This window comes from Agromyces sp. NPDC004153 (genome assembly GCF_053603635.1).
On record NZ_JBSGFY010000001.1, the window covers coordinates 2,022,050 to 2,037,495 of the forward strand.

The following is a 15,446-nucleotide window of genomic DNA, read 5'->3' on the forward strand; positions in this document are numbered from 1 at the left end:
GCACCGACGCCAAACCGCGGCCCGAGGATCATGCCTCGACGTCGGCCTCCGCGTCATCGGCGAGGCTGCGTCTCGCCACGTCGTCGTCGCCGCGCATCCCCCGGAGCCGCGGCAGCACCACCCAGAAGCCGATGAGGATGAGCGCTCCCAGCGAGAACGCGATGATGCCGGCCGCGCGTGAGAGGGCGAAGTCGAACACGAGCGACGTGACGCCGAGCACGAGCAGCGCGACGACCACGAGGTGCGCGACGAGCAGCCGGTTGCCGATCCGGACGATGCGGCCCTTGACCCGCTGTCCGAACAGCGTGCGATGCAGGGTCACCGGTGCGAGGCCGATCACGGTCGCGAGGCCGGCCAGCGCGACGAGCGTCAGGTACAGCGCGAGCTGGTACGCGTCGAGCTCGGTGAACCGCTGCTGGAAGGCCACCGCGAGCAGGAAGCCGCCGATGAGCTGCGTGCCCGTCAGCGCGACGCGCAGCTCCTGCAGGATGTCGTTCCAGTGCCGGTCGCTCCGTTCGTTCGGCGTCTCGTCGCGCCCGTCGGAGGGGACGGCGTCGTCGTCGAGGGAGCCGGCGTGCCGTGCGTTCATGCCCGATCGTAGGCATGGCAGGGGCCCAGCGCTCAACCCCTTGCGCGGCCAGGCCCCCTCGGTCAGGCGGCGGCCGGCGTCACGCCCGCGGCCGTGAGCGCGAAGCCGCCGATGAACACCCCGACGATCAGCAGGATGCCGACGAGCGGGATCCAGAACGCGATGCGCTTCAGCACGAGCACGATGACGGCGGCGATGAGCGCGAACAGGCCCACGACGAGCGGGCCGATCATCGCGACCATCATGCCGGTGGCCATCAGGTCGTAGTTGCAGACCGAGCTCGCGCCGCAGGAGTCGCCGGCGAACGCGAGGAAGAGCGAGAAGAACGACGCGAGGAGCGCCGCGCCGATCATCAGCACGAGCAGCACGATCGTGGTCACGAGGTCCCACATGATGATCGGGCGCTTCGCGGGTGCCGCGGTCGCGTACTGGTCGTACGGCTGGGCCTGCGCCTGCTCCGGCTCGGGCTGAGCCGGCGGCGGTCGGACCGGGTCCGGCTGGACCGCATCGCTCATGACGGCCTCCCCTCTCGCCCCAGGACGGGCGCCCCACCAGCCGAATTCTGGCAGCGGCGCGCCCGATGCTGCAAGGATCGGAAGCAGGAGCGAGGGAGGCGATGCCCGTGGCATACCGCATCGAAGGCGTCGAGGGACTGCCCGAGGTCCGACCGGGCGACGACCTCGCCCAGCTCATCGCCGACGCGGTCGAGCTCGAGGACGGCGACATCCTGGTGGTGACGTCGAAGGTCGTGTCGAAGGCCGAGGGCCGCATCATGCAGGCCGACGACCGCGAGGCCGCCATCACCGCCGAGACCGTGCGCGTCGTGGCGACGCGCGAGTACGAGGGCGGCATCACCCGCATCGTCGAGAACCGGCAGGGCATCATCGGCGCCGCGGCGGGCGTCGACGCGTCGAACGCCCCGCACGGCACCGTGCTGCTGCTGCCGGTCGATCCCGACGCATCGGCGCGCGCCCTCGCCACCGGCATCCGCGCGCTCACCGGCCGGCACGTGGGCGTCATCCTCTCCGACACGCTCGGCCGGCCCTGGCGCGAGGGGCAGACCGACATCGCGATCGGCGCCGCCGGCGTGCACGTCTTCGACGACCTGCGCGGGTCGGCGGATGCCTCGGGCAAGCCGCTCGCGGTCACGATGCCGTGCGTGGCCGACCAGCTCGCCGGCGCGGCCGAGCTCGTGAAGGGCAAGTCGTCGGGCGTTCCCGTCGCCGTGGTGCGGGGACTCGGACGCTACGTCGGCGACCTCGACCTCCCCGGCGCGCGCAGCATCCTCCGCCCGGCGGAGCGCGACCTCTTCCGCGTGGGCGCCGACGAGGCGTACAACGAGGGCTACCGCGACGGGTTCGACGAGTCGCAGGCCGAAGGGGTCGCCGACTCCGCGGGGTGAGCCTCTCGTACGCGAGGATGGAGGGGTGTCAGCGCACATCGGCTACGCCGCCATGCTCGAGCGATTCCCGCCAGCCCAGGCGGTGGTGCTTGCCGCGCTCGCCGAGTCCCACGGGTTCCGGGGGGTCATGGCGACCGACCACTTCCAGCCGTGGGTGCCCGCGCAGGGCGAGTCGTCGTTCGTGTGGAGCGTGCTCGCGGCCATCGGCGAGCGCACGACGGGCGACCTCGGCCCGGGCGTGACGACGCCGACGTTCCGGATGCACCCGGCCGTCGTCGCGCAGGCGAGCGCGACCCTCGGCGCGCTCTACCCCGGCCGGCACTGGCTCGGGATCGGCTCGGGAGAGGCGCTCAACGAGCACGTCGTCGGGCAGTACTGGCCAGAGGCGCCCCAGCGCATCAACCGCATGTTCGAGGCGGTCGACGTGATCCGCAAGCTCTTCGCGGGGTCGCTCGCCGGTCGCGACGTGCGCCACTCGGGGCCGCACTTCCGGCTCGAGTCGACGCGGCTCTGGACGATGCCGCCGGTCGCCCCCGAGATCCTCGTCGCGGCATCCGGGCCCGTGACCGCGCGGCGCGCGGGTCGCAGCGTCGACGGGTTCATCACGCTCGGCGGACCCACCGACCGGCTCGCGCCGCTGCTGCAGCGATTCGCCGAGGGCGCCCGCGAGGTCGGGCGCGACGCGCGCGCGATGCCGAAGGTCGTGCAGCTGCACCTGTCGTGGGCGGCCACCGACGAGGAGGCGATGCGGAACGCGATCGTCGAGTGGCCGAACGGGGGCATGCGGTTCCCGCGCAGCGACATCCGATCCCCCTACGAGTTCGACCAGCTCGCACGCACGGTGCGCCCCGAGGACTTCGCCGGCCGCATGGTCGTCTCGGCCGACCCCGAGGTGCACCGCGCCGACATCCAGCGCCACCTCGACCTCGGCTTCACGCGCATCTACCTGCACAACGTCGGCCGCAACCAGGCCGAGTTCCTCGAGGTCTTCGGCCGCGACGTGCTGCCGGGGCTGCGGGCATGAGCGCTGCACCGGATGCCGCGGGGCCGACCACCTGGACCGTCGTGATCCCCGTCAAGGCGCCCGCCGCGGGCAAGACCCGGCTGTCCCCGGCGGTGGCGGATGCCGCGCGCGCCGAGCTGGCGCGGGCGTTCGCGCTGGACACCATCGCGGCCGCCCGCGCGGCGGCCTCCGTGGACCGGGTCATCGTCGTCGGCGACGACCCCGACCTCGCGGACGGCGCGGAATACCTCGCCGAGCCCGGCGCCGACGGCGACGCGACCGTCGAGCGGGGGCTCCTGCCCGCGATCCGCCACGGCATCGCCCACGCGCGATCGGCGTCGCCCGTCGCCATCGCGGTGCTGCTCGGCGACCTGCCCGGACTGCGGCCCGGCGAGCTCGACCGGGTGCTCGACGCGGCGTCGCGGCATCCGCTCGCCTTCGTGCGCGACGCCGACGGCACGGGCACGACGCTCGCGACCGCCGGTGCCGGCGTCGCCTTCGAGCCGCGCTTCGGGCCCGGGTCGGCCGAGCGGCACGCCGCAGCCGGCTTCGTCGAGCTCGCGGCATCCGATGCCCCAGGACTCACGCGCGACGTCGACACCGTCGACGGCCTCGAAACCGTGCTGCACCATGGAGTCGGCGACCACACCGCCGAAGCCGTGGCGCGCCTCGCCGATCGGAAGGAATCCCCATGACGCTTACACTCGGATACAAGGCCTCCGCGGAGCAGTTCGACCCCCGCGAGCTCGTGGAGATCGCGGTCGCCGCCGAGGGACACGGCATGGAGTCGGTGTGGACGAGCGACCACTTCCAGCCATGGCGGCACACGGGCGGGCACGCGCCGTTCTCGCTGACCTGGATGGCCGCGGTCGGCGAGCGCACGTCGAACGTGCGGATCGGCACCAGCGTGATGACGCCGACGTTCCGCTACAACCCGGCGGTGCTCGCACAGGCGTTCGCCTCGCTCGGCGTGCTGTACCCGGGCCGCATCATCGCGGGCTTCGGCACGGGCGAGGCGCTCAACGAGATCGCGACGGGCTTCCGCGGCGCGGGCGAGCAGGACTGGCCCGAGTTCCGGGAGCGGTTCGCCCGGCTGCGGGAGGCCGTGCGCCTGATGCGCGCCCTCTGGAAGGACGAGCGCGTGAACTTCGAGGGCGAGTACTACTCCACCCACGACGCGTCGATCTACGACCGGCCGGATGTCCCGGTGCCCGTCTACATCGCCGCCGGCGGGCCGACCGTGGCGAAGTACGCGGGCCGCGCCGGCGACGGCTTCATCTGCACGTCGGGCAAGGGAGCGGAGCTCTACGTCGACCAGCTCATCCCAGCGGTCGAGGAGGGCGCCGAGGCCGGGAACCGTTCCTTCGACGCCATCGACCGCATGATCGAGATCAAGCTGTCGTACGAGGAGACCGAGGACGCCGCCCTCGAGAACACCCGGTTCTGGTCGCCGCTGTCGCTGTCCAAGGAGCAGAAGCACGACATCACCGACCCGGTCGAGATGGAGCGCGCCGCCGACGCCCTGCCGATCGAGGAGATCGCCGGGCGATGGATCGTCGGGTCCGACCCCGACTGGGTCGTCGAGCAGATCGGGCAGTACATCGACTGGGGCTTCGACCACCTCGTGTTCCATGCGCCCGGCCACGACCAGCGGCGGTTCCTCGACCTGTTCGAGCGCGACCTGGCGCCGCGGCTGCGCGCACGATAGTCGCCGACGGGCGCCGCTGTCCCCGCGGCGCCCGTCGACCGTCCATCACCCCGGTCGCGGACCTCAGTCCGCCGGCTCGACCACGAGCCCCGTCCCGCCGCCGCGCCGCACCGGCTCGGCCACCGCGGTGAGCAGCCCGTCGTCACCGACCTCGATCGCAGCCACGGCGCCGATCTCCGCAGAGGTCGTGAACTGGTGCCCGAACGGCGTGAGCTGGGCCTCGTAGGCCGCGCGGAATGCCGGATCGGCGAAGACCGCCGCCGTGTTCCGCTGCGACGCGCGGGGCGCCGCAACGGCCTCAGCCAGCGTCATGCCGAGGTCGATGCGGTTGATGAGGACCTGCGTCACGGTCGTGATGATCATCGACCCGCCGGGCGAGCCGACGACGTAGCGCACGTCGCCGCCGTCGAGCACGATCGTGGGCGACATCGACGAGCGCGGGCGCTTCCCGGGCTCGACGATGTTCGGGTCGGCCGGGTTCGGCAGGAAGCTGAAGTCCGTGAGCTCGTTGTTCAGCAGGAAGCCGCGGTCCGGCACCGTCATTCCCGAACCGCCGGTCGACTCGATCGTGAGCGTGTATGCGACGGCGTTGCCCCACTGGTCGACGACCGAGAGGTGCGTGGTCGAGACGCCTTCGGTGTCCATCTCCTCGCCGAGCGCGGCTGCCTCGCAGCCGGCGGCGCTGAGCGGCGCGGGGGGAACGGGCTTCACCGACGCGGTGTCCGGGTCGATCACGCACGCACGGGCGTCCGCGAAGTCCTGGCTCAGCAGCGTCTCGGTCGGCACGTCGAAGAACGCCGGGTCGCCGACGTACGCCCCTCGGTCGGCGAAGGCGTGCGCCGTGGCCTCGAGGTAGAGGTGCAGCGCCTGAGCGGTCCCGGCGGCCGACAGGTCGAAGTTCTCGAGGATGTTCAGCGACTCGCCGACCGTGGTGCCGCCCGACGAGGACGGGGCCATGCCGTAGACGTCGAGGCCTCGGTACTGGATGCGCGTGGGGTCGCGGTCGATGACCTCGTAGCCGGCGACGTCCTCGGCGGTCAGGTAGCCGGGGTGCGCCGGAAGGGTCGCGTCGGGGGTCGTGATGGGGTCCTGCACGACCGCGGCCATCTCCTCTGCGATCGGGCCCTCGTAGAACACGTCGGTGCCCTTCAGGGCGATCTGCCGCATCGTCCGGGCCAGGTCGAGGTTCTTGAAGATCGATCCGACCTGCGGCGGCTCGCCGCCGGGCAGGAACAACTCGGCCGTGTCGGGGAACTGCTCGAAGCGCGCCGCGTTGGCCGCGGTCTGGTCGTGGAAGGTCTGGTCGACTGTGAAGCCCTTCGTCGCCAGCAGGATGGCGGGCTGCAGCATGTCGCGCAGCGACTCGGTGCCGTACTGCTCGAGCGCGGCCTCCCACGTCGCGAGCGTTCCCGGAACGCCGACGGAGAGGCCGGAGGAGACGGCTTCGCCGAACGGCATGGCGACGCCGAATGGCGCCGTATCCGAGACGCTCCCCTCGACGACGAAGGCATCACCGGGCATCGCGGCGGGCGCGGTCTCGCGGCCATCGATGGTGGTCACCTCGCCGCTCGCGGCGTCGAAGTACACGAAGTACCCGCCGCCCCCGATGCCGGCGCTGTACGGCTCGGTCACGCCGAGCGACGCGGCGGTCGCGACCGCTGCGTCGACGGCGTTGCCGCCCTCGCGAAGCACCTCAAGCCCGACGGCGCTCGCCGACGCATCGACGGATGACACGGCACCACCGAACCCGGTCGAGGTCGACGGTGCCGGTGGGGTCGGCCGTCCGCTCAGGACTGCCGCGGGACTCGACCCCGCCGGCGGAGCGGCTGCGGCCGGTGCGGCGATGCCGACGGCTCCGAGCGAGAGTGCGGCGACGACGGCGACGCCGGCGCGGCGGACGGCGGTGCGGCGATCCTCGGTGACCATGGAAATCCCCCCAAAGTGGTGACATCGGCCGGATGCCCTCACCGTAGACCCGAGTCGTCGTAGGAGGCAACGGGTTTGACAGCCACGCCCTCGGAAACCACGCTGGGAACAGGTGCCGACGATGGCGTCGAGCGTCGAGCATCCCTGCAACCCTCCAGAGAGGGGGATGCGATGAAGATCGGACTCAAGCAGGCGGCTGCGGCCATGATGATCGCGGGATCGGCCCTGTTCATCATCGGGTCGAACCTCCCCATCTCCGGCCGGGTGTTCCCCGAACCCGACTCGGCCGCGAAGCTGGCGAGCATCACGGACGCTCCCGGGGAGTGGACAGCGGCACAGGTGCTGTTCGCGCTCGGCCCGATCCTCACGACGACCGGCGTCGCGTTGCTCTCGTCCCACGCCCGCCGCCAGTCGTTCGCCCCGATCCTCTGGACCAGCACCGGACTCCTCGCGGCCGGCACCCTGCTCTGGATCTGGGTCGTCGCCGCGCGCACCGCCGACCCGGGGGCCTTCGCCGAGGGCTCACTCCCCACCTGGCCGGAGTTCCTCTTCCTCGTGCTCACCGAGGCCGGCCTGGTCATCCTCGGCGTGGCGCTCCTGCTCAGCTCGCTGGCAGCCTGGGTCGGATGGGTCGTGATCGTCGTCACGGTGCTCATGCTCGTCGCGACGCTCGTGTTCGGGGACATCGTCCCGTTCGCTCCGTTCCTCGTCCCCCTGCTGGTGGGGGTCGCCCTGCTCCTCCAGCGCGCGCCGCTGACGCGACGTCGTTCCTGAGCGTTCGCCGCCGACCTGGTCCCGGATGCCGCGGGGAGGCGTAGCCTGAGGGCATGCGCCCCCGCGACACCGGGGCGTCCCGCAGGTTCGCCCGCTGGATCCCAGCCATCGCCGCGCCCATCGTGGTCGGCGTCGCCGTTGTGCTCGTGCCGCTCCAGGCGAACGCCGCGGTCGACCTCCCCGACCTGACACCCGAGGAGCTCCTCGAGCTCGCGGCGTCGAGCGACGTCGAGGCGCTGTCGGGCACGGTCGAGCAGACGTCCGAGCTCGGGCTCCCCGACCTGTCGGGCCTGACCGGCGGCATGAGCGGTTCCGCCTCGGCCACGCCTGGATCGGGCGACGGCTCGGACACGGAGGGCGGCGACGCGGCATCCGGTGACGGCATCGACGAGATCCTCTCGCTCATCACCGGGAACCACACCGCGAAGGTCTACGTCGACGGCTCGAACGCGCGCCTGCAGGTGCTCGACCGCCTCGGCGAGCGCGACGTCTATGTCACGGCGGGCGAGGGCGCCTGGATCTGGGATTCGCGCGAGCAGTCGGCCACCCACGTCACGGTCGACCAGGCGGCGCTCGAGGCGCTCGAGGCCGAGGCCGAGTCGCACGCCGACGAGGCTCGCGCGAAGGTCGAGGCCGAGTACGGCACGTTGCCGACGCCCGAGCAGGTGCTCGACGACGCGCTCGCGAAGCTCGACGAGACGACCGACGTCTCCGTGGGCACCGACGCCCGCGTGGCCGGACGGGAGGCGTACGAGCTCGTGCTCGTGCCGCGCGACGACGCCACGCTCGTCGGCGAGGTGTCGGTCGCGATCGACGCCGACACGGGCGTCGCGCTCGCGGCATCGGTCACCGCTGCCGGCGCCGAGGAGCCGGCGTTCAGAGTGGCGTTCACCGACGTGTCGTTCGAGGCACCCGATGCCTCGGTGTTCGCGTTCACGCCGCCCGACGGCGCGACGGTGACCGAGCACGAAGTGCCGGTGCCGACCGTCGCCGAACTCGAGCAGTGGAAGGCCGAGGCGGAGTCGGGTGCCGCCGCCGAGGCCGAGGGGATGCCGCGGCCGATCGTGCACGGGTCGGGCTGGTCGACCGTCGTCGAGCTGCCCGCGGGCGCGGGCGGGGCAGCCGAGGGCGCCGCCGGAGCAGCCGAGGGCGCTGAGGGCGCCGAGGACTTCGCCGACGCGTCGACCCTGCTCGACTCGATCGCGCAGCGCGTCGACGGCGGACGCATCGTCTCGACGTCGCTCGTGACGGTGCTGTTCACCGACGACGGCCGCGTCTTCGCCGGAGCCGTGACCCCCGAGCACCTGCTCGCCGTCGCCTCGAGCGCGCGCTGACGGGCCGCAGCGTGGCCGCGCCGACGTCCGAGCTCGCCATCGAGACGCACGGCCTCACCAAGCGCTTCCGCTCGCAGGTGGCCGTCGACGGCGTCGACCTCGCGGTGCCGCGGGGCTCGGTGTTCGGGTTCCTGGGGCCGAACGGCTCGGGCAAGACGACCACGATCCGGATGCTGCTCGGCCTCGTCGCGGCCAACGCGGGCGACGCGCGCGTGCTGGGCGCCGACATGCCCCGCCACGTCGACGCGGTGCTGCCGCGGGTGGGCGCCCTCGTCGAGGGGCCGGCCTTCTCGCCGTACCTGTCGGGCGCGGCGAACCTGCGCCGCTTCGACGCGGCCGACCGGCACGCGCCGCGACGCAGCCGCGACCACCGGGTGGCGGAGGCGCTCGACCGCGTCGGTCTCTCGCACGCCGCCCGCAAGCGCGTGCACGCGTACTCGCTCGGCATGAAGCAGCGCCTCGGCATCGCGAACGCGCTGCTGATGCGACGCGAGCTGCTCGTGCTCGACGAGCCGACGAACGGCCTCGACCCGCAGGGCACGCGCGAGGTGCGCGCGCTCATCCGCTCGTTCGCCGACGACGGCACGACGGTGTTCGTGTCGAGCCACCTGCTCGCCGAGGTCGAGCAGGTGTGCACGCACGTCGGCGTGATGAGCGCCGGACGGCTCGTCGCGCAGGGCACGCTCGACGACTTCCGCGACGAGGGCGAGGCGCGCGTGCGGGTGCGCACGCCCGATGTCGCCTCGGCCAGGGAGGCGCTCGCCGGGCTCCTGGGCGACGGTGCGATCGAGCCCGATGCCCCCGCCGATCCCGACGGCGCGGTGACCGCGCGGCTCGGCGGCACGGCGCCCGAGGCGGTCGTGGCCGCGCTCGTCGGCGCGGGCGTGCGGGTGCGCGGCTTCGAGACCGTGCACGCGAGCCTCGAGCAGCGGTTCGTGGAGCTCACGGGGGAGGGATTCGACGTTGTCCAGTGAGGCCGCCGAGGAGCGCGTCGCCGCGGCATCCGTCGTCGACGTCGCCCACGCCGAGCCGGCCCGACGATCGGGCGGCAGCCTCTGGCTGCTCGGCTCCGAGCTGCTGACCCTCTTCCGACGGCTGCGCACGTGGGCCATGCTCGCCGCGCTCGCCGCCATCCCCGTGCTCATCGGCGTCGCGCTCATCATCGCCGGGCCGGCCCCGAGCGGCCGCGGTCCCACGTTCCTCAGCGAGATCACGAACAACGGGCTGTTCGTCGGCATGACGGCGCTCATCGTGGCGATCCCCCTGTTCCTCCCGCTCACGATCGGCGTCGTGGCGGGCGACACCATCGCGGGCGAGGCGAGCCACGGCACCCTGCGCTACCTCCTCATCGCGCCGGCCGGGCGCGTGCGGCTCCTCCTCGTGAAGTACCTCGCCGCCGCGGCGTTCTGCATGGCCGCGACGCTGACCGTGGTCGTCGTCGGGACGCTCGTGGGCTGGGCGCTGTTCCCGATCGGGCCGGTCACGCTGCTCTCGGGGGCGACGATCGACGTCGGCGAGGCGCTGCTGCGCTTCCTCGCGATCGCCGCCTACGTCACGGTGTCGCTGCTCGGCATGTCGGCGATCGGGCTCTTCCTCTCCACGCTCACGACGGTGCCGGTCGGGGCGATGGCGGCCACGGCGATCCTCGCGGTGGTGTCGCAGATCCTCGACGTGCTGCCGCAGCTCGAGTGGCTGCATCCGTGGCTGTTCACGCACTACTGGCTGGGCTTCGTCGACCTGCTGCGCGAACCCGTGGTCTGGGACGCGTTCGCCGACAACGCGCTCCTGCAGGCGGGCTACATCCTGGTGTTCGGCGCGCTCGCGGTCGGGCGGTTCCTCACGAAGGACGTGCTGTCGTAGGCCGAGCGGATGCCGCGTGGCCGGCTCACTCCGCGGCGGCGGGTGCCGCCTCCCGCCGCTCGCCGAAGCTCGGCGGCAGCCTGCAGTAGTCGTAGAAGTACCGCATCGGCTTGAACTCGTCGGTGTCGTCGACGATGACGTTCGCGCCCGAGTGGGGGAGTTCGTCGCCCACGAGCGTCCAGATCGAGAAGTGCCAGATGCCGCGCACGGAGTCGTTGAGCAGGCGCATGCCGTCGACGACGAGCACCGTGTCGGCGCTCTCGGCGCCCTCGAGCGCGCCTGCTCGGAACGGCTCGATCGTCTCACGGCGGAGGGTCGGCTCGTCGACCTCGCCCAGCGACCGTCGCACCACGACCTGCCCGCGCCCCGACAGCACGCCGGCCAGGTCGTCCGCGAAGCGCGCCGCCGGTCCCGTCGTCGCGCCCTCGACCGCAACGAGCCGTCGACCCGCCCACGAGTTGTGCAGGAACTCGTCGGCGATCCAGTCGAGCAGCACCCGCCGGTCGGTCACCTCGTTCATGGCCTCGGTGTCCATGCGGTCAAGGCTACGCCCGCGGTCAAGGGCGAGTCCGCGGTCGCGCTACGCCCGGGCGGATGCCCCGTCGCGGTCGGGCGTGACGGCCGCACGCTCCGCGACCTCCGAGTACGCGATGAGCGGGCGCCCCGTCGCCGGGTGCACGAGCACGGCCGCCTCGACGCCCCACACCGCGCGGATGAGGGCGGGCGTGAGCACGTCGCCTGGCGCGCCCGCCGCGCGCACCCGGCCCTCGGCGAGCACGACGACATGGTCGGCGTACGCCGCCGCGAGCGAGAGGTCGTGCAGCGCCGCGAGCACCGTGAGCCCGCCGCGCGCGAGCGCGCGCAGCAGCCCGAGCGCCGTGAGCTGCGCGTGCACGTCGAGGTGGTTCGTGGGCTCGTCGAGCAGCAGCAGCTCGGGCTCCTGCGCGATGGCGCGCGCCAGGTTCACGCGCTGCCGCTCACCGCCCGAGAGCGTCGCGTACTCGCGGTCGGCCAGGTCGACGAGCCCGAGGTCGTCGAGGGTCCGCCGCACGACGGCGCGGTCGTGCTCGTCGGGACCGGCGAACGCGCCGAGGTACGGCGTGCGGCCGAGGGCGACGACCTCCGCGACTCTGAGGCCCGGGGCATCCTGCACCTCCTGCTCGGCGAGCGCGACGAGCCGCGCACGGTCTCGACGACGCAGCGCGGCGAGGTCGCGATCGCCGAGGCGCGCTGCGCCGGCATCCGCGTGCTCGACACCGGCGATGAGGTGCAGCAGCGTGCTCTTGCCCGCGCCGTTGGGACCGAGGAGCGCGCCGACGGACCCGCCCGGAACGGTGCAGTCGACGTCGTCGATGATGAGCCGGCGCCCCCGCGTGAAGCGCACGCGGTCGGCGTGCAGGTCGGGGCGGTCGCTCGCGGCGGTCACGACAGCCTCCGGTTGCGGAGCATGAGCACGGCGAAGACCGGGCCGCCGACGAGGGCGGTGAGGATGCCGACGGGCAGCTCGCGCGGGTCGAACAGCGTGCGGGCGCCGGTGTCGGCCCAGACGAGGAAGATCGCGCCCGCGAGCGCCGACAGGGGGAGCAGCGCGCGATGCCGGGAACCGACGAGGAACCGCACGGCGTGCGGGAGGATCAGCCCGACGAACCCGATCGCGCCGCTCACCGCGACGAGCGCGCCCGTGAGCAGCGCGGTGCCGCCGAGCAGCAGCGCGCGGCTGCGGCCGACGTGCACGCCGAGGGCGGCCGCGGCCGTGTCGCCGAACGCGAACGCGTCGAGCGTGCGCGCGCTCGCGATGAGGGGGAGGCCGACGACGAGCATCGCGCCGCCCGCGATCGCGACCGAGGTCCAGTCGGTGCCGGCGAGCGAGCCGAGCAGCCAGTTGAGGATCTCGCGGTAGCTGTCGCCCGTGGCGCTCCAGAAGATGACGAGGCTCGTGATCGCGCCGAACACCGACGACACCGCGAGGCCGGCGAGCACGGTGCGGGTCGGCGTCAGGGCGCCGCCCGCGCCCGCGAGGGCGAGCGTCGCGACGAGCGCGACGAGGGCGCCGCCGAACGCCGCGAGCGGCAGCACGAGTCCGATCCCGAGCACGATCACGACCACCGCGCCCACCGACGCGCCCGACGAGAGTCCGAGCAGGTACGGATCGGCGAGCGGGTTGCGGGTCAGCGCCTGCATGACCGCGCCGCAGACGGCGAGGCCCGCGCCGACCGCGACGGCGGTGAGGACCCGCGGCATCCGCAGCTGCCACACGATGCCGTCGCGCAGGGGCGACAGCGTCGGCTCGCCGATGCCGAGGTGGGCGAGCACGCTCGCCCACACGTCGGCGGGGCTGAGCCCGGCCGGCCCGATGGTGACGGCCACCACGACGGATGCCGCGAGCAGCACGCCGAGCGTCGCCGCCCAGGCTCCGGTGCGGAGCCCGGAGGTGCGGCGTCCGGAGGAGCGGAGCCCGCTGCCGGCGCGGTCGAGCGAGGCCGAGGGCCGGGCGGGCCATGCGGCCGACCCGGATTCCGTGGGGGGAGCGGTCTCCGGGACGCGGAAAGCGTCCGCGGCCCGACCCTCGGCGGTCCGTGACATCAGGAGCCCAGCTCTCCGAGCTGGTCGACGAGCGATTCGACCGCGCCGACGTTGCGCACGCCGGCCTCGGTCGACGGGAAGTCCACGACGAGGTACCGCTGCTGCTGCACGGCGGGCAGCGCGGCCGTGGCGGGGTTCGCCTCGAGCTTGGCGATCTTCGACGCGGCGGTGTTCCACGGAGCGTCCACGAGCACGATCACGTCGGGGTTCGCGGCGACGATCGCCTCCCACCCCATCGACGTCCAGGAGTCGTGCACGTCGGCGGCCACGTTCTCGAGGCCCGCGGCCTCCATGATCATCTGCGGCGCGCCGATGCCGGCGCCGACGAAGGGGGTGTCGTCACCCGAGCTGTACCAGAGCGCGGTGAGGTCGTCGCCGTTCGGCTCGATCGCCTCGAGCGCCGCGCGCTGGTCGGCCACGAGGTCGGCCGCGGCATCCGGCACGCCGAAGACGGCGCCGGCCTCCTCGAATTCGGCGAAGACCTCGTCGAAGGTGAGCGGGTCGGGCATGTAGCCCGGCTCCTTGCACGCCGCAGGCGCGACGTACGTGGCGACGCCGAGCTGCTGCAGGGTGGCCCGGTCGCCGGCGCCCTCGGCCGACAGGTTCGACTCCCAGCCGGCGAACACGAGGTCGGGCTCGGCCGCGAGCGTGACCTCCTGCGACGGCACCTTGTCGGAGAGCACCTCGAGCCCGGATGCCGCTGCGGCGTACTCGTCGGGCACGGGACCATCGCTGAACGCGGTGCCGACGATGCGGTCCTCGAGGCCCAGCGCGAGCAGCAGCTCGGCCGTCGACGACTTGATCGCGACGATGCGCTCGGGGGCCGATTGGAGCGTGACCTCGGTGCCGCAGTTGTCGATCGTCAGCGGATAGCCGGTTGCCGCGGCATCCGCTGCGCCGTCGGCGGGGTCGGAACCCGTGCCGGAAGCACCGTCAGCGCAGCCTGCGAGCAGGAGCGCGGCGACCGGCACGAGGGCGAGGGCGGCGCGACGGGCGGGCCGATGGGTCGGGGAAGGGGATTCGGGCATGGCATCTCCGGGAAGGCAGGCAAGCGTGATTCCGACGAGGTCGGCGACTCGCGGCCCAATCCCGGGCTGCACGCATCGGTCAGATCCAGACCGAGGGGTCATCGTCATCCTACTGCCGCGGCGGTCGCGTGGCACCGCCGGTGCGATCAGGACGCGCGGAGGCGCTCGGCGAGGTCCAGCGCGGCGCCGGCGAGAGCGGCCGACGTGTCGAGGTCGCGCATCCAGAGGGGCACGGATGCCGCGACGAGCCCGGTTCCGGCGAGGGCGTCGACCGCGGCGGCATCCGACTCGTCGACGAGCCACCCGTCGAGCAGGCCGCCCGCGCTGCGCGCCCCGTAGTGGCGGCCGACCGCCTCGGCCGTGGTGTCGACGCCGATCGCGGGGAGGCACGCGTCGGCCATGCCGCGCACGACCTTGCCGCCGATGATCGGGGAGACGCCGACGACGGGTGCATGCGTCTGAGCGATGGCCTCGCGGATCCCGGGGATCGACACGATCGTGCCGATCGACACGACCGGGTTCGACGGAGCGAGGAGCACGACGTCGGCGCCGAGGATCGCCTCGACCAAGCCCGGCGCCGGCCGCGCGACGTCGAGGTTCCGCTGTCGGAACGCGAGGGCGGGCAGGCTCGCGCGGTACCGCGTCCACCACTCCTGGAAGTGCAGCTCGCGCTCGCCGTCGACCTCCTCGGGGTCGGCCACGAGCACGTGCGTGTCGACCTCGGTGTCGGTCGCCGGCAGCAGGTGCACGCCGAGCGGCCAGCGCCGCTGCAGGCGCTCGGTCACCTCGGACACGGTGCGTCCCTCACGCAGCCACGCGGTGCGCGCGAGGTGCGTGCCGAGGTCGAGGTCGCCGAGCGTGAACCACGGCCAGCCGACGCCCCATTCCCGCAGCTCGGCGGCGACGCGCTCGGTCTCCCCTGCGCGGCCCCATCCGCGCTCGGTGTCGTTGACGCCGGCGAGCGCGTAGAGCAGCGAGTCGAAGTCGGGCATGAGCCGCACGCCCGCGAGCCACAGGTCGTCGCCGGTGTTCACGACGACGTCGACGGATGCCGCGCTCCCGATCCTTCCGTCGGTCCCGGTGGTCTCGTCGCTGATGGCGCTCCCCGCGCTCCCGCCGTTCCCGTCGGGCCACCGCCGTCGGACCTCCTCGCGCACGCCGCGCACGTAGCGCGCGCCTCCGACCCCGCCCGCGAGCACCGTGATCCGCACCCCTCAACGCTAGTGCGGTCGTGCGGGT

General features: G+C 73.3%; 16 protein-coding genes. 8 read left to right on the plus strand and 8 right to left on the minus strand.

The window, feature by feature from the left end; translation table 11 throughout:
- Positions 1-28: 28 nt before the first annotated feature.
- Positions 29-589 (minus strand): DUF6328 family protein, encoded by a 561-nt coding sequence (locus tag ACWEOH_RS09465; RefSeq protein ID WP_452030326.1) that lies wholly within the window; start codon positions 587-589, stop codon positions 29-31.
- A gap of 62 nt (positions 590-651) precedes the next feature.
- The gene (locus ACWEOH_RS09470; protein ID WP_452030327.1) at positions 652-1,104 is read right to left on the minus strand and encodes a DUF6264 family protein; all 453 of its coding nucleotides are present in this window, start codon (positions 1,102-1,104) and stop codon (positions 652-654) included.
- Positions 1,105-1,205: 101 nt separating this feature from the next.
- On the opposite strand from ACWEOH_RS09470, the gene ACWEOH_RS09475 reads away from it, so the two are divergent.
- Genes ACWEOH_RS09475 through fgd form a run of 4 tightly spaced genes read left to right on the plus strand, consistent with a single transcriptional unit; the run spans position 1,206 to position 4,702 of the window.
- The gene (locus tag ACWEOH_RS09475) at positions 1,206-1,991 is read left to right on the plus strand and encodes a coenzyme F420-0:L-glutamate ligase (protein WP_452030329.1); all 786 of its coding nucleotides are present in this window, start codon (positions 1,206-1,208) and stop codon (positions 1,989-1,991) included.
- Between the two features lie 25 nt (positions 1,992-2,016).
- On the plus strand, positions 2,017-3,015 hold the full coding sequence (locus ACWEOH_RS09480) for a TIGR03557 family F420-dependent LLM class oxidoreductase (RefSeq protein WP_452030330.1): 999 nt from the start codon (positions 2,017-2,019) through the stop codon (positions 3,013-3,015).
- Positions 3,012-3,689 (plus strand): 2-phospho-L-lactate guanylyltransferase, encoded by a 678-nt coding sequence (gene cofC, locus ACWEOH_RS09485; protein ID WP_452030332.1) that lies wholly within the window; start codon positions 3,012-3,014, stop codon positions 3,687-3,689. The genes ACWEOH_RS09480 and cofC overlap by 4 nt, the downstream gene beginning before the upstream one ends.
- A complete protein-coding gene (fgd, locus tag ACWEOH_RS09490; protein WP_452030334.1) occupies positions 3,686-4,702 on the plus strand; it encodes a glucose-6-phosphate dehydrogenase (coenzyme-F420) in 1,017 nt (338 codons plus the stop codon). The genes cofC and fgd overlap by 4 nt, the downstream gene beginning before the upstream one ends.
- Positions 4,703-4,765: 63 nt before the next feature.
- Here fgd and ggt read toward each other — a convergent pair whose 3' ends face one another.
- Positions 4,766-6,628, minus strand: coding sequence for a gamma-glutamyltransferase (gene ggt, locus ACWEOH_RS09495; RefSeq protein WP_452030336.1), 1,863 nt, complete (start codon positions 6,626-6,628; stop codon positions 4,766-4,768).
- A gap of 171 nt (positions 6,629-6,799) precedes the next feature.
- Between ggt and ACWEOH_RS09500 the strand changes: the two genes are divergently transcribed.
- From ACWEOH_RS09500 to ACWEOH_RS09515, 4 genes are all read left to right on the plus strand, one after another.
- Entirely contained in the window at positions 6,800-7,402 is a 603-nt protein-coding gene (locus tag ACWEOH_RS09500) for a hypothetical protein (RefSeq protein WP_452030338.1), read from the plus strand.
- 53 nt (positions 7,403-7,455) lie between these two features.
- Complete coding sequence (locus tag ACWEOH_RS09505) at positions 7,456-8,736, plus strand: LolA family protein (RefSeq protein WP_452030340.1); 1,281 nt, start codon at positions 7,456-7,458, stop codon at positions 8,734-8,736.
- Between the two features lie 11 nt (positions 8,737-8,747).
- The gene (locus ACWEOH_RS09510; RefSeq protein ID WP_452030342.1) at positions 8,748-9,710 is read left to right on the plus strand and encodes an ABC transporter ATP-binding protein; all 963 of its coding nucleotides are present in this window, start codon (positions 8,748-8,750) and stop codon (positions 9,708-9,710) included.
- 85 nt (positions 9,711-9,795) lie between these two features.
- A complete protein-coding gene (locus ACWEOH_RS09515) occupies positions 9,796-10,596 on the plus strand; it encodes an ABC transporter permease (RefSeq protein WP_452031896.1) in 801 nt (266 codons plus the stop codon).
- Between the two features lie 25 nt (positions 10,597-10,621).
- Here the strand turns inward: ACWEOH_RS09515 and ACWEOH_RS09520 are convergent, their stop codons facing one another.
- The 5 genes from ACWEOH_RS09520 to cofD form a co-directional block, all read right to left on the minus strand.
- Complete coding sequence (locus ACWEOH_RS09520; RefSeq protein ID WP_452030344.1) at positions 10,622-11,131, minus strand: hypothetical protein; 510 nt, start codon at positions 11,129-11,131, stop codon at positions 10,622-10,624.
- Positions 11,132-11,176: 45 nt separating this feature from the next.
- Positions 11,177-12,022 carry an ABC transporter ATP-binding protein gene (locus ACWEOH_RS09525; RefSeq protein ID WP_452030345.1) on the minus strand — a complete coding sequence of 282 codons (846 nt, stop codon included), beginning with the start codon at positions 12,020-12,022 and terminating at the stop codon, positions 11,177-11,179.
- The gene (locus tag ACWEOH_RS09530) at positions 12,019-13,179 is read right to left on the minus strand and encodes a putative F420-0 ABC transporter permease subunit (protein ID WP_452030347.1); all 1,161 of its coding nucleotides are present in this window, start codon (positions 13,177-13,179) and stop codon (positions 12,019-12,021) included. The genes ACWEOH_RS09525 and ACWEOH_RS09530 overlap by 4 nt, the downstream gene beginning before the upstream one ends.
- On the minus strand, positions 13,179-14,207 hold the full coding sequence (locus tag ACWEOH_RS09535; RefSeq protein ID WP_452030349.1) for a putative F420-0 ABC transporter substrate-binding protein: 1,029 nt from the start codon (positions 14,205-14,207) through the stop codon (positions 13,179-13,181). Before ACWEOH_RS09535 ends, ACWEOH_RS09530 begins: the two co-directional genes overlap by 1 nt.
- Before the next feature lie 146 nt (positions 14,208-14,353).
- Positions 14,354-15,418, minus strand: coding sequence for a 2-phospho-L-lactate transferase (cofD, locus tag ACWEOH_RS09540; RefSeq protein WP_452030351.1), 1,065 nt, complete (start codon positions 15,416-15,418; stop codon positions 14,354-14,356).
- Positions 15,419-15,446 lie beyond the last annotated feature (28 nt).

Coding starts and splice junctions, on each gene's coding strand:
- ACWEOH_RS09465 (WP_452030326.1), bottom strand. CDS start 589: ATGAACGCACGGCACGCCGGCTCCCTCGACGACGACGCCGTCCCCTCC.
- ACWEOH_RS09470 (WP_452030327.1), bottom strand. CDS start 1,104: ATGAGCGATGCGGTCCAGCCGGACCCGGTCCGACCGCCGCCGGCTCAG.
- ACWEOH_RS09475 (WP_452030329.1), top strand. CDS start 1,206: ATGCCCGTGGCATACCGCATCGAAGGCGTCGAGGGACTGCCCGAGGTC.
- cofC (WP_452030332.1), top strand. CDS start 3,012: ATGAGCGCTGCACCGGATGCCGCGGGGCCGACCACCTGGACCGTCGTG.
- fgd (WP_452030334.1), top strand. CDS start 3,686: ATGACGCTTACACTCGGATACAAGGCCTCCGCGGAGCAGTTCGACCCC.
- ggt (WP_452030336.1), bottom strand. CDS start 6,628: ATGGTCACCGAGGATCGCCGCACCGCCGTCCGCCGCGCCGGCGTCGCC.
- ACWEOH_RS09500 (WP_452030338.1), top strand. CDS start 6,800: ATGAAGATCGGACTCAAGCAGGCGGCTGCGGCCATGATGATCGCGGGA.
- ACWEOH_RS09505 (WP_452030340.1), top strand. CDS start 7,456: ATGCGCCCCCGCGACACCGGGGCGTCCCGCAGGTTCGCCCGCTGGATC.
- ACWEOH_RS09520 (WP_452030344.1), bottom strand. CDS start 11,131: ATGGACACCGAGGCCATGAACGAGGTGACCGACCGGCGGGTGCTGCTC.
- ACWEOH_RS09530 (WP_452030347.1), bottom strand. CDS start 13,179: ATGTCACGGACCGCCGAGGGTCGGGCCGCGGACGCTTTCCGCGTCCCG.
- ACWEOH_RS09535 (WP_452030349.1), bottom strand. CDS start 14,207: ATGCCCGAATCCCCTTCCCCGACCCATCGGCCCGCCCGTCGCGCCGCC.